Here is a 13,443-nt window from a genome sequence, read left to right as displayed (position 1 = left end):
GAAGAATGAGCTGCGTGGGAGCGGGCTTGCCCCGCGATAGCGTCAGCGCTGACAACGCGGGCAATAGACGCTAGCGCGCTGCCCCAGCTTCAGCTCACGCAAAGGGGTACCGCACAGCTTGCACGGCATCCCACCGCGCCCATAGACAAACAGCTCCTGCTGGAAGTACCCCGGCTGCCCATCGCCACCAATGAAATCGCGCAAGGTGGTACCACCGCGCTCGATGGCCGCCGCCAGCACCCGCTTGATTTCGATCGCCAGCTTCAAATAGCGCGCCCGGGAAATCCCACCCGCCTCACGCCGTGGATCGATCCCAGCGGCGAACAACGCCTCGGTCGCATAGATATTGCCCACGCCAACCACCACCGCGTTGTCCATGATGAACGGCTTGACCGCCATCGAGCGGCCCCGCGACAGCTGGAACAACCGATCACCATCGAACAGATCGGTCAGTGGTTCCGGCCCCAGCCGCAGCAGCAGCTCATGGTTCAGCGGATCGAGCGACCAAAGCATCGCGCCAAACCGACGCGGATCGGTGTAGCGCAGCGCCAGCCCTGACTCCAGCTCGATATCCACATGCTCGTGCCTGGCCGCGGGCAAGCCCAGCTCAACCAGGCGCAGGTTGCCCGACATACCCAGATGACTGATCAACGTCCCCACCTCGGCATTGATCAGCAGGTACTTGGCCCGCCGCTCCACCGTGACGATGCGCTGGCCGGACAGGCGCACATCCAGATCCTCCGGAATCGGCCAGCGCAAGCGCCGCTCACGCACCACCACGCGGCTGACCCGCTGGCCCTCCAGATACGGCGCAATACCGCGCCGGGTAGTCTCGACTTCGGGCAATTCAGGCATCGGTCAGTGCCCGCCCAGTTCGCGGATGGTCTGCTTGAGGTTTTCGAAGTCGTACTCCGACAAACCGATGTAGTCGAGCACCAGTGGGCCAACCACATTCCACTCATGGTCGACGTTCTGGTTGCCCAGCACCCGATAAGAGGCGCAGATGTGCTCGGCCATCTTCAACACCGCCAGCAGGTTCTTCAGCTGGGTCTGGGTATTGCGCGAGGACTCATCGCGGAACACCGCCAACGCATTGTGGTGGTTGGCGATCGCCGCACTGATGTGCTCTGGCAGGCGCCAGGACTTGGCGGTGAAGTAACCCACCACCGAATGGTTGGTGTTGAACACCCGGTTCTCGGTATCGACCACGCGGGTTTGTTCACTCGCCGTGGCATAGGCGTCTTCCAGCACGTCCATGTAATTGGGGAAGCGCTTGAGCATCAGCGGCACGCCGCAATCGTGGAACAGGCCCAAGGTGTAAGCCTCGTCTGCTGCCTGGATACCGGTGCGCTTGGCCAGGGTCAGGCAGGTCATCGCCACGTCCTGGGCAGTGTCCCAGAAGCGGTTGAGGGTGACGATGGTCTCGTCGCTCATTTCGCCCTTGATCGACTGGGCGTTGATCAGGTTGATGATCGAACGGCTGCCCAGCAGATTGACCGCCCGCTGGATCGAACCAATCTTGTTGGAAAGGCCGAAGTGCGGCGAATTCACCAGCTTGAGCAAGGCACCGGAGAGGCCCGGGTCCTGGGCGATCAGCTTGGCGATGGTTTCCAGATCCGGATCGGGCATGTACTGCTCGAACTGCAGGTCGACCATGATCTGCGGCTGCGGCGGAATGGTGATGCCTTGCAAGGCTTGTTGGATCTGTTCGGGGCTGAGTTCCTGGGACATTGGGCACACACTCGGTAAGGACATGGGATTCTAACCCTGTACTCCGGCAGGGCACCAATCACTGGATCGTTCGAACGGCGCTTAACTTTATACCTGAGATGTCCGCAGCGACCTGCGCGTGCTGTGAGTCTTGGCGTGATTGCGGCTAAACACGCGAACCCGCCCGCGCTTTGTCGCGCCCCACAGCGAAGCTGGGGCCAACACGTTATACTCCCGCTCTTTTTTCCCGGAGCGACGTCATGTCCCTGCCCAGCCTACGCCTCAAAGCCAATGCCGATCGCCGCCTGCGCGCCGGCCACCTGTGGGTCTACAGCAACGAAGTCGATGTCACCGCGACCCCGCTGCAAGGCCTGCAAGCCGGCCAACAGGCGATCCTCGAGGCAGCCAACGGCAAGCCACTGGGCATCGTCGCGCTGAGCCCGAACAACCTGATCTGTGCGCGCCTGCTGTCGCGCGACATCAAGCTGCCGCTGGACAAGTCGCTGCTGGTGCACCGCCTCAACGTGGCGCTGTCGCTGCGTGAACGGCTGTTCGACAAGCCGTGCTACCGCCTGGTCTATGGCGACTCCGACCTGCTGCCAGGCCTGGTGGTCGACCGTTTCTTCGACATCCTCGTGGTTCAGCTGGCCTCGGCGACCATAGAGCAGCACAAGGACGACGTGATCGCCGCCTTGGTCCAGGTACTCAAGCCAAGCGGCATCCTGTTCAAGAACGACTCCGCCGCCCGCGATGCCGAAGGCCTGCAGCGCTATGTCGAGACCGTCTACGGCGAAGTGCCGGATTGGGTCGCGCTGGAAGAGAACGGGGTGAAATTCGAAGCACCGGTACGTGAAGGACAAAAGACCGGCTGGTTCTACGACCACCGCATGAACCGCGCGCGCCTGGCGCCGTACGTCAACGGCAAGCGCGTGCTGGATCTGTTCAGCTACATCGGTGGCTGGGGTGTGCAGGCCGGCGCCTTCGGTGCCAGCGAAGTGTTCTGCGTCGATGCCTCCGGCTTCGCCCTCGATGGCGTCGAGCGCAACGCAGCGCTGAACGGCATCAGCGAGAAAGTCACCTGCATCGAAGGTGACGTGTTCGAGGCCCTACGCGAGCTGAAGGCCGCCGAAGAGCGCTTCGATGTGATCATCGCCGACCCACCCGCCTTCATCAAACGCAAGAAAGACCTGAAAAACGGCGAGGCCGCCTACCGCCGCCTCAACGAACAGGCCATGCGCATGCTGACCAAGGACGGCATTCTGGTCAGTGCCTCGTGCTCCATGCACCTGCCTGAAGATGACCTGAACAGCATCCTGCTGACCAGCGCCCGCCACCTGGACCGCAACATGCAGTTGCTGGAGCGCGGCGGCCAAGGCCCGGATCATCCGGTGCACCCCGCCATAGCTGAAACGCGCTACATCAAGAGCATCACTTGCCGGCTGCTGCCTAACAGCTGATCCAGGCCACGCCGCGTGAACGCGGCTGCGTGGGAGCGGGTGCGAGCGGGTATGTGGGCTGCGTGGGCTGCGTGGGCTGCGTGGGCTGCGTGGGCTGCGTGGGCTGCGTGGGCTGCGTGGGCTGCGTGGGCTGCGTGGGCTGCGTGGGCTGCGTGGGCTGCGTGGGCTGCGTGGGCTGCGTGGGCTGCGTGGGCTGCGTGGGCTGCGTGGGCTGCGTGGGAGCGGGCTTGCCCCGCGATAGCGATCGATCGCCAGACCTGCAGGTCGGATCGATCGCTATCGCGGGCAAGCCGCTCCCACGCAGCCGCGTTCACGTAGTCACCCTCACGTAGTCACCCTCACGTAGTCACCCTCACGTAGTCACCCTCACGTAGTCACCCTCACGTAGTCACCCTCACGTAGTCACCCTCACGTAGTCACCCTCACGTAGTCGCGTTCACGTAGTCGCGTTCACGTAGTCGCGTTCACGGAGCCGCTCCCACGCAGTCGCCTTGATCGCTACAGATCAGATATCCAGCACCTGCGATGCAATCCCGAAGTAGATCAACACCCCCACCGCATCGGCAATCGATGTCACCAGCGGTCCACTGGCCGTAGCCGGATCGAGCTTGAGCCGGGTGAACATGAACGGCAGGCTCATGCCAATCAAGCTGCCGATCAACACGATCACCAACATGCTGCTAGCCACGATCAGCGCGATCTCCGGTACGCCGCGCAGTACCCCCAGCGATGCCACCGCCACGGCCATGGTCGCACCCAGCGCCAACGCCACACCGCACTCACGCCCGAGCATGCGCAACCAGTCGCGCATCATCACCTCGCCCGTAGCGATCCCACGCACCATCAGCGTCGCCGACTGCGCGCCAGCATTGCCGCCGCTATCGACCAGCAGCGGCAAGAAGAACACCAGTGCGATATGGGCTGAGATAGTTTCCTCGAACGCCGCGATGCCTGCACCCGAGAACAGGTTGCCGAACACCAGCAACACCAGCCACAACACCCGCTTGCGATAAAGCAGACCGACGGTGGCATCGCGCAAATTGCCAATGTGGGTGGTGATCAACGCGCCTTTATGAAAGTCTTCGGTCGCCTCTTCCACCACCACATCCAACGCATCGTCGCAGGTGACGATACCCACCAGCCGCGCCAGTTCATCGAGCACCGGCACAGCCAGCAGGTCATGCTCACGAATCAGCCGGGCGACTTGCTCCTGGGCGGTACCGGTGGCCACGCAGATGACCCTGCGCTGCATGATCTGCTCGATGGGTTGGTCTGGGGCGGCCAGAATCAGCTCACGCAGCGAAACCGTGCCCAGCACGTTGCGCCGCTCATCGAGCACATACGACTGATAGATGGTTTCGGCATCGGCCGCCTCGCGACGCAGCATGTCGATTGCCTGACTGGCGCTCAGGCCATTGTCCAGGCTCGAATATTCGCTGGTCATCAAGGCCCCGGCGGTGCCTTCGTTATACAGCCCAGCCTGCAACAGGCCGTCTCGCCGAGCCTGGGCGGCTTCGCGCAGGTGGGCGTGTGCAGCGAGAAAATCAGATGAATAGTGCATAAGGTTCTCCAGGCGCCGACGCAGGCGCCCGCAAACCTCAGCCGCGTGGGCTCAAGCCTTCGGATGCCCTGGCGACAGCGCGCTCAGTGCCAGCGTGCAAGTTCGTGATGAACTGAAAACTGGGAAGGTCCATTGAGGATGTATCTCGTCAAGCCGCACATGCGGCGCGGGGATAATAGGCAGCGCGGGGGCAGGCGTCAGCAGGAAAAACGCGCCAACGAGGTATTTGGGAAGCGTCCTACGACAATTCGGCCATGCCAGGCTTACATCCCACCGGGCACATCAGCATTCCCTCGCGGCGCCAGCGGTGTAGAATCGGCGTATTCATCGCCAGACATCCCCCGGCGGGTTTATGAGCTCTGGTCGAGCCTGCGGCGATCCCGCAGTGTGTTCGACCTCATCCGTGCCAGCGGCAACCGGCCTAGGGCACTAAGGACAAGAGAAGCTCACTTCCCTATTTGTTACTGACCTGATTCAGCCGCCAGGAGTGCTTCATGCCTGATTATCGTTCCAAGACTTCCACCCACGGCCGCAACATGGCCGGTGCCCGAGCCCTGTGGCGCGCTACCGGGATGAAGGACGACGACTTCAAGAAACCGATCATCGCCATCGCCAACTCGTTCACCCAGTTCGTCCCAGGTCACGTGCACCTGAAGGACCTGGGCCAACTGGTCGCCCGCGAGATCGAACGCGCCGGTGGCGTGGCCAAGGAATTCAACACCATCGCGGTCGACGACGGCATCGCCATGGGCCACGACGGCATGCTCTACTCGCTGCCAAGCCGCGAGATCATCGCCGACGCCGTGGAATACATGGTCAACGCCCACTGCGCTGACGCCATCGTGTGCATCTCCAACTGCGACAAGATCACCCCCGGCATGCTGATGGCCGCCCTGCGCCTGAACATCCCGGTGATCTTCGTTTCTGGCGGCCCGATGGAAGCCGGCAAGACCAAACTGGCCAGTCACGGCCTGGACCTGGTCGACGCCATGGTCATCGCTGCCGACTCGTCGGCCTCCGACGAGAAAGTCGCCGAGTACGAGCGCAGCGCCTGCCCGACCTGCGGTTCGTGCTCTGGCATGTTCACTGCCAACTCGATGAACTGCCTGACCGAAGCCCTGGGCCTGGCCCTGCCGGGCAACGGCTCGACCCTGGCCACCCACTCCGACCGCGAGCAGCTGTTCCTCACCGCTGGGCGGACCATCGTCGAGCTGTGCAAGCGCTACTACGGCGAAAACGACGAATCGGTGCTGCCGCGCAACATCGCCAACTTCAAGGCGTTCGAAAACGCCATGATGCTCGACATCGCCATGGGCGGTTCGACCAACACCATCCTGCACCTGCTGGCCGCTGCCCAGGAAGCCGAGGTCGACTTCGACCTGCGCGACATCGATCGCCTGTCGCGCAAAGTGCCGCAGCTGTGCAAGGTTGCGCCGAACATCCAGAAGTACCACATGGAAGACGTCCACCGCGCTGGCGGCATCTTCAGCATCCTCGGCTCGCTGGCCCGTGGCGGCCTGCTGCACACCGACCTGCCGACCGTGCACAGCGCCAGCATGGAAGAAGCCATCGCCAAGTGGGACATCACCCAGACCGACGATGAAGCGGTGCACACCTTCTTCAAGGCTGGCCCCGCCGGTATCCCGACCCAGACGGCCTTCAGCCAGTCGACCCGTTGGCAAACCCTCGATGACGACCGCGCCGAAGGCTGCATCCGCAGCGTCGAGCACGCCTATTCGCAAGAAGGCGGCCTGGCGGTGCTGTACGGCAACATCGCCTTGGATGGCTGCGTGGTGAAAACCGCTGGCGTCGACGAGTCGATCCACGTGTTCGAAGGCAACGCCAAGATCTTCGAGAGCCAGGACAGCGCGGTGCGCGGGATTCTTGCCGACGAAGTGAAGGCCGGCGACATCGTCATCATCCGCTACGAAGGTCCGAAAGGCGGCCCGGGCATGCAAGAGATGCTCTACCCGACCTCGTACCTGAAGTCCAAAGGCCTGGGCAAGGCCTGCGCCTTGCTCACCGATGGCCGTTTCTCAGGTGGTACCTCGGGCCTGTCGATTGGCCATGCCTCGCCGGAGGCCGCAGCGGGTGGTGCCATCGGCCTGGTGCGCGATGGCGACAAGATCCTGATCGACATTCCCAACCGCTCTATCAATCTGTTGGTCAGCGACGAAGAGCTGGCGCAGCGTCGGGTTGAGCAGGACCAGAAAGGTTGGAAGCCGGTTGAAGTGCGTCCGCGCAAGGTCACCACCGCGCTGAAGGCCTATGCCCTGTTGGCGACCAGTGCTGATAAAGGTGCTGTGCGTAACAAAGCGATGCTCGATGGGCTGTAAGGCTTAGCGAGAGATAGAAAACGGCGCCTGGTGCGCCGTTTTTTTATGCCTGGGGCGACCTCATCGCGGGGCAAGCCCGCTCCCACGCAAGCCGCGACTGGCCGCGCCGTTGAGCAATCACCCACGCACTCGTGGGAGCGGGCTTGCCCCGCGATTGACCCTCACTGAATCTGCTCAGGGGTAACGATCACCCAGTTCTTGTCGGCCGTCACCGGCAAGCCTTCCTTGGCCTGAGCCGCCGCATGCTTGGCGATCATGCCGTTAAGCTGATCCAGGTACTTGGCCTTGCGATTGATCCACAGGTGAATCCCGCCCTTGCCGACATCGACCCCATGGAACTGCATGTAGCCGTCGCTGGTAGGGGTATCCCCCCCCACCAGCACCGGTTTCTTCCATTCATCGATATAGGTCAGGATCGCCGCCTGCTTGCCGGCCATCCAGGTCGCCGGGGTCCACAGATAAGGGGTCAGCTCCAGCGACTCATTGGCCTTGGGATCATAGTGCCCGGCCGAGATCTGCTTACGTGCCGTGGTCAGCTGACCGCTGTCGCGATCCTTGAGCAGCAAACTGACGCCAATGACGTTCTCAGGCTTCACGTTGTAACCGTACTTGGGATCGGCAGCGACCATGCGCACCAACTCTTCGGAAGCAGCGGAAATCACATAGACCTCGATGCCGTTCTCCATCAACTTGTTGAAAAGCTCGGTCTGGCCAGTGAACACCTTGGGCGGCTGCACCTCGATCGCCTTGACCTGATCCCCCTCAAAATAGGTGCTAGGCACCGGCTTGCCCGAGGCCATCAGCGCATCGACCTGCACCTTCAGCTCCTTGAGGGTAAAGCCCGCGAACACCTGGGCGACCCAGGGGTAGCAGACCATGTCGTCGATCTCACAGAGCCGGTAGTAATAGCTGAACAAGCTCTCCTTGTGCTCGGCGGTATCTTTGAACGGCATCAGCTTCAACGAAGGGTCGAGCTTGTCCCGACTGAGCAGGCCTTTGTTCTCCATGAACGGCAGCAAAGCTTCTTCGAGGTCGAAGCGGTAGCTGGTGTTGTCCATGTCGAACACCGCGTAATTACCCTTGTGGGCATTGGCGGCGATCATGCTGTCCAGTTGCTTGGCGGCCTCAGTGGGCCAGTGCTTGAGCTCGGTGGCCCAGGTGTCGAGGCTCAGGGCCAGGGCCAAGCCTGCCGCGAGCATCTTCGCAGCGTTCGTCATGTGCAACTCTCCTGAAAGGTTGGCCCAACAACGCTAGCCAACAATCCGCGCAGGGGATGGCCCACAACGACTTCAATACAGCTCGAAAGCGCCGCCTTGATTGCTCAATAGCGACAGCGCGTTATTCCAATAACGACTAAGCACATTCCATTTGAATATAAATTCGTTTGTTTTCAGGCTGTTAGCATTTGCGTTCGCAATCGCGCACAGACGCGACGCCTTGTATTCGATTCTGGAGCTTCAATGAACCTGCCGCTGTCACTCAATCTGCTGGCATTGCTGGCCCTGTTGCTGGGCCTGGCACAAACCCGCCGCACCCAGTGGAGCCTGGCCAAGAAAGTCTTGCTCGGTCTGGTGCTGGGCGTGGTGTTCGGCCTGGTCCTGCACACGATCTATGGCGCCGGCCATCCGGTGCTCAAGGCCACCATCGGCTGGCTCGACTTGATCGGTAACGGCTATGTCGGCCTGTTGCAGATGATCGTCATGCCGCTGATCTTCGCCTCGATCCTCAGCGCCGTCGCCCGTCTGCACAACGCCTCCTCGCTGGGCCGGATCAGCGTTTTGAGCATTGGCACCCTGCTGCTGACCACCGCCATTGCCGCGCTGATCGGTATCGTCCTGACCAACCTGTTCGGCCTCAGCGCCGAAGGGCTGGTAGCGGGCGTGCCGGAAGCGGCGCGCCTGCAAGCGATCCAGAGCGACTACGCCGGCAAGGTCGCCGACCTCAATATCCCGCAGCTGCTGCTGTCGTTCATCCCCAGCAACCCGGTAGCGGATCTGGCCCGGGCCAAACCGACCTCGATCATCAGCGTGGTGATCTTCGCCGTGTTCATGGGCCTGGCCGCGCTGCAGTTGATCAAGGACGACAAAGACAAGGGCGAGCGCGCCCTGTCGGCCATCGACACCCTGCAAGCCTGGGTGATGCGCCTGGTGCGCCTGGTGATGACGCTCACCCCTTACGGCGTGCTGGCCTTGATGACCAAGGTGGTCGCCAGCTCCAACCTGGACGACATCCTCAAGCTGGGCAGTTTCGTGCTGGTGTCCTACCTCGGCCTGGGGCTGATGTTCGTGGTTCACGGGGTGATCCTGGCCGCTACCGGCGTCAGCCCGCTGCGCTTCTTCCGTAAGGTCTGGCCAGTGCTGACGTTCGCCTTCACCAGCCGCTCCAGTGCGGCGAGCATTCCCCTGAACATCGAAGCGCAAACCCGCCGCCTGGGTGTGCCGCAGTCGATTGCCAGCTTCAGCGCCTCGTTTGGCACCACCATCGGCCAGAACGGCTGCGCCGGTCTGTACCCGGCCATGTTGGCGGTGATGGTTGCCCCAGCGGTGGGCATCAACACCTTCGACCCGCTGTGGATCGCCACGCTGGTGGCCATCGTCACCCTGAGCTCGGCAGGGGTCGCCGGGGTTGGCGGGGGTGCGACCTTCGCTGCGCTGATCGTGCTGCCGGCGATGGGGCTGCCGGTTGAACTGGTGGCGCTGTTGATCTCGGTAGAACCGCTGATCGACATGGGCCGCACGGCGTTGAACGTGAGTGGGTCGATGACCGCGGGCGTGGTGACGAGCCAGTTGCTCAAGCAGACCGATCATCACGTGCTGGGTGATGATCAGCATGCGCAGCTGAGTCATTCCTGAGCATTTTGGGGCCGCTTTGCGGCCCCCTGTCTCAACGCTTGTCCCACACCTCGAAATGATAAGCCGGCTTGCCGCCTTCGCTTGCCTGCGCCTGGCTGGAGGCCAGCGCCCACTGCGCCTGGTCGAACTCAGGGAACCAGGCATCACCTTCTGGCGACAGCTCGACCCGCGTCAGGTACATGCGGCTGACCAACCCCTGCTCCAGCGCCAGTGCGTACAGCTGCGCGCCGCCAATCAGCATCAGCTCATCGACGCCCTGCTCCTGGGCCCACTGCTCGGCGCGTTGCAGCGCCTGCTCCAGCGACGCGAACACTTCAGCGCCTTCAAGCTGCAACCCCGGCTGACGGCTGACGACGATGTTCAGCCGGCCTGGTAGCGGCCGGCCCAGCGAATCCCAGGTCTTGCGACCCATGATGATCGGCTTGCCCAAGGTGGTAGCCTTGAAGTACTTGAAATCCCCCGGCAGGTGCCAGGGCATGGAATTGTCGATGCCAATCACGCGGTTCTCGGCGCACGCCGCGATCAGGCTGAGGGGGAGTGATGTATTCATGTCGGCGAGGATAGCAAACCAAGCCTGGGTTAAGCTTGTGCCCTGACCTGTGCAATGGAAGACCTTGTGACTGCACCGACTCCACTCGACAAGCGCTGGCTCACCGAAGCGGTGCGCCTGCGCGAGGAACACGCCGGGCCCCTGGAAGACCAGGAAGCCAACCGCCGTGCCCGCCAGCTGGGCGGCGACCTGGCGGCACGCATCGAGAGCCGCGCCCTGTGGCTGGCCGAGCGCGATGGCATGGCCGAGGCCCTGCGCCACTGGAAGCAGGGCGCGCGCCTGGCCTTGCTGGCGCTGCTGCTGTTTGCCCTGTTCAGCGGCGCAGGCCTTGGCCTGGCGGCTTTGGGCGATGGCCAACGACCGGTGAATGTGTTCTGGGCACTGGGCAGCCTGCTTGGGCTGAACCTGCTGATGCTGATCGGCTGGGCCGTGAGCTTCACCACCGCAGGTGAACAAGGCGCAGTGCTGGGCCGCCTGTGGCTATGGCTCAGCGAGCGCTTTGCCCGCGATGCCAAGGCCGCACAACTGGCGCCGGCGTTACTGATTCTGCTGCAGCGCCAGCGCCTCAACCGCTGGCTACTGGGCGCGCTGGTCCATGGCTTGTGGCTGCTGGCGATGATCGCCGCATTGCTGATGCTATTGGCGTTGCTGGCGACTCGGCGCTATGGCTTCGTCTGGGAAACCACCCTGCTCGCCGCCGAGCCCTTCATCAGCCTCACGCATGCCCTCGGCGCCCTGCCCTCGTTGCTGGGCTTTGCCGTGCCCGATGAAGCCATGATCCGCGCCAGCGGCGATACGCTGCCGGCCCTCGACCTGGCGCGTCAGGCCTGGGCCAGTTGGCTGCTCGGGGTAGTGCTGGTGTACGGCCTGCTGCCGCGCTTGCTACTGGCGCTGCTGTGCCTGTGGCGCTGGCGCCAAGGTCGCGAGCGCTTGACGCTGGACTTGAGCCTGCCCGGCTATGCCCAACTGCGCGATGCATTGATGCCGCGCAGCGAACGCCTTGGCGTACAAGATGCGGCGCCAGATGCCCTGCCGCATTTCCAGCCGGGACAACTGGAGTCAGATGCCAGCGGCGCGTTGCTGGTAGGGCTTGAACTGGACGACCAGCGCCCCTGGCCGCCCAAGCTTGCCCCAGGCGTAACCAACGCTGGCATCCTCGACAGCCGCGAGTCTCGCAACAAGCTGCTCGAACAACTGAGCCGCTTTCCACCGGCGCGCCTGGCCATCGCCTGCGACCCACGCCGCTCGCCGGACCGCGGCAGCCTGGCGCTGCTCGCCGAGCTTGCCCGCAATGCCGGCGCCACGCGTATCTGGCTGCTCCAGGCGCTTCCCGGCCAAGCACTGGATGCGGCGCGCCTGGGCGACTGGCACGAAGCCCTCGACCGCCTCGGCCTGCCTCACGCCGATACCTCGCCCCTGACCTGGTTGGAGCATGGCCATGACTGAGCCGCTGAAACTGGCCGTGGTCGGCCACACCAACGTCGGCAAGACCTCGCTGCTGCGTACCCTGACCCGTGACGTCGGTTTCGGCGAGGTGTCGCACCGCCCCAGCACCACTCGCCATGTCGAAGGCGCACGGCTGTCGGTGGACGGCGAGCCGCTACTGGAGTTGTACGATACGCCAGGGCTGGAAGACGCCATCGCCCTGCTCGATTACCTGGAACGGCTGGAGCGCCCTGGTGAACGGTTGGACGGGCCGGCGCGTCTACAGCGCTTTCTTCAGGGCAGTGAGGCGCGCCAGCGCTTCGAGCAGGAAGCCAAGGTGCTGCGCCAGCTGCTGGCGAGCAATGCCGGGCTGTATGTGATCGATGCCCGTGAACCGGTGCTGGCCAAGTACCGCGATGAACTGCAAGTGCTGGCCAGCTGTGGCAAGCCGCTGCTGCCGGTGCTCAACTTCGTCGCCAGCAGCCAACACCGCGAGCCCGAATGGCGCGAAGCCCTCGCCCGCCTTGGCCTGCACGCGTTAGTGCGATTCGACAGCGTTGCCCCTCCTGAAGACGGTGAGCGGCGGCTGTATGAAAGCCTGGCCCTGTTGCTGGAGGATGCGCGCCCCTCGCTCCAGCGCCTGATCGACGACCAGCAGGCTCAGCGCCTGGCCCGCCAGCACAGCGGCAAACGCCTGATCGCCGAATTGTTGCTCGACTGCGCCGCCTGCCGACGCAGTGTCGAGGCCGAGCCTGCGGCTGAAGCCAAGGCCATCGAAGCGCTGCGCCAGGATGTACGTCAGCGTGAGCAGCGCTGTGTCGAAGCATTGCTCAAGCTGTATGCGTTTCGCCGCGAAGACGCCAATGCCGGCGACCTGCCGTTGCTGGACGGGCGCTGGGGAGATGATCTGTTCAACCCGGAAACCCTCAAGCTGTTGGGCGTGCGCCTGGGCAGCGGAGTTGCCGCCGGTGCTGCGGCCGGCGCCGGTGTGGATCTGTTGGTCGGCGGCCTGACCCTTGGCGCTGCCGCGCTGGCCGGGGCCATCGCTGGCGGCGCATTGCAGACCGCACGCAATTACGGCTCAAGGTTGATGGGCAAGTTGAAGGGCCAGCGCGAGCTGACCGTGGATGACAGCGTCTTGCGCCTGTTGGCGCTGCGCCAGCAGCAGTTGGTGCAAGCCTTGGAAAGCCGTGGGCATGCGGCGCAGGACAGCATTCGCCTGGGCGCAGCGGATGAAAAAGCCTGGCGCGAAGGCAAGCTGCCTGAGGCGCTGAACAAGGCCCGGGCGCATCCGCTGTGGTCGACGCTCAACCCTGGGGCGCGGGTCAACCAGGCGGAGCGCCAGGAGCAGTTGGAGGTGTTGGTTAGCCAGTTGTGATGGCGTCTTCTATGCCGGCCCCATCGCGGGCTCGTGGGAGCGGGCTTGCCCCGCGATAGGGCCGGCACAGCCCCCGCCCCCTTTCACAGCAACGCCAACGCCTTGCCCTTCAACACCTGCAAATCGATCACCGGCCACGCCCACCTCCTTGGCCTGCTCATCCCACAGCACGGC

At 63.6% G+C, this 13,443-nt stretch carries 10 protein-coding genes; 5 read left to right on the top strand and 5 right to left on the bottom strand.

Translation table 11 applies throughout. The features are described from left to right. Nucleotides 1-42: 42 nt before the first annotated feature. Nucleotides 43-855, bottom strand: coding sequence for a bifunctional DNA-formamidopyrimidine glycosylase/DNA-(apurinic or apyrimidinic site) lyase (mutM, locus tag HU737_RS24150; RefSeq protein WP_186556536.1), 813 nt, complete (start codon nucleotides 853-855; stop codon nucleotides 43-45). 3 nt (nucleotides 856-858) lie between these two features. Further along, nucleotides 859-1,677, bottom strand: coding sequence for an HDOD domain-containing protein (locus tag HU737_RS24145; protein ID WP_186556609.1), 819 nt, complete (start codon nucleotides 1,675-1,677; stop codon nucleotides 859-861). A 293-nt stretch (nucleotides 1,678-1,970) separates the two neighbouring features. Here HU737_RS24145 and HU737_RS24140 point away from each other — a divergent pair, with 293 nt between their 5' ends. Continuing rightward, nucleotides 1,971-3,167 carry a class I SAM-dependent rRNA methyltransferase gene (locus tag HU737_RS24140; RefSeq protein ID WP_186556535.1) on the top strand — a complete coding sequence of 399 codons (1,197 nt, stop codon included), beginning with the start codon at nucleotides 1,971-1,973 and terminating at the stop codon, nucleotides 3,165-3,167. Between the two features lie 505 nt (nucleotides 3,168-3,672). On the opposite strand, the gene mgtE is transcribed toward HU737_RS24140, so the two are convergent. Continuing rightward, a complete protein-coding gene (gene mgtE / locus HU737_RS24135; RefSeq protein ID WP_186555919.1) occupies nucleotides 3,673-4,728 on the bottom strand; it encodes a magnesium transporter in 1,056 nt (351 codons plus the stop codon). Between the two features lie 494 nt (nucleotides 4,729-5,222). Here mgtE and ilvD point away from each other — a divergent pair, with 494 nt between their 5' ends. Further along, complete coding sequence (gene ilvD / locus HU737_RS24130) at nucleotides 5,223-7,064, top strand: dihydroxy-acid dehydratase (protein WP_186555918.1); 1,842 nt, start codon at nucleotides 5,223-5,225, stop codon at nucleotides 7,062-7,064. Nucleotides 7,065-7,225: 161 nt separating this feature from the next. Here ilvD and HU737_RS24125 read toward each other — a convergent pair whose 3' ends face one another. Further along, nucleotides 7,226-8,281: an HAD family hydrolase gene (locus tag HU737_RS24125; RefSeq protein WP_186555917.1), complete on the bottom strand. Its 1,056-nt coding sequence runs from the start codon at nucleotides 8,279-8,281 to the stop codon at nucleotides 7,226-7,228. A gap of 243 nt (nucleotides 8,282-8,524) precedes the next feature. Between HU737_RS24125 and HU737_RS24120 the strand changes: the two genes are divergently transcribed. Then, nucleotides 8,525-9,916: an L-cystine transporter gene (locus tag HU737_RS24120; protein WP_186555916.1), complete on the top strand. Its 1,392-nt coding sequence runs from the start codon at nucleotides 8,525-8,527 to the stop codon at nucleotides 9,914-9,916. 31 nt (nucleotides 9,917-9,947) lie between these two features. Here the strand turns inward: HU737_RS24120 and HU737_RS24115 are convergent, their stop codons facing one another. Continuing rightward, on the bottom strand, nucleotides 9,948-10,466 hold the full coding sequence (locus HU737_RS24115; RefSeq protein WP_186555915.1) for a dihydrofolate reductase: 519 nt from the start codon (nucleotides 10,464-10,466) through the stop codon (nucleotides 9,948-9,950). Nucleotides 10,467-10,520: 54 nt separating this feature from the next. Here HU737_RS24115 and HU737_RS24110 point away from each other — a divergent pair, with 54 nt between their 5' ends. Beyond that, entirely contained in the window at nucleotides 10,521-11,912 is a 1,392-nt protein-coding gene (locus HU737_RS24110; RefSeq protein WP_186555914.1) for a DUF2868 domain-containing protein, read from the top strand. Continuing rightward, the gene (locus HU737_RS24105; RefSeq protein WP_186555913.1) at nucleotides 11,905-13,269 is read left to right on the top strand and encodes a GTPase/DUF3482 domain-containing protein; all 1,365 of its coding nucleotides are present in this window, start codon (nucleotides 11,905-11,907) and stop codon (nucleotides 13,267-13,269) included. The genes HU737_RS24110 and HU737_RS24105 overlap by 8 nt, the downstream gene beginning before the upstream one ends. Nucleotides 13,270-13,443: the final 174 nt, after the last annotated feature.

This window comes from Pseudomonas urmiensis (assembly GCF_014268815.2).
GTDB classification, from domain to species: Bacteria; Pseudomonadota; Gammaproteobacteria; order Pseudomonadales; family Pseudomonadaceae; genus Aquipseudomonas; species Aquipseudomonas urmiensis.
Note: the sequence above shows the minus strand (reverse complement) of the source record. Positions and strands in the feature narration are given on the sequence as shown.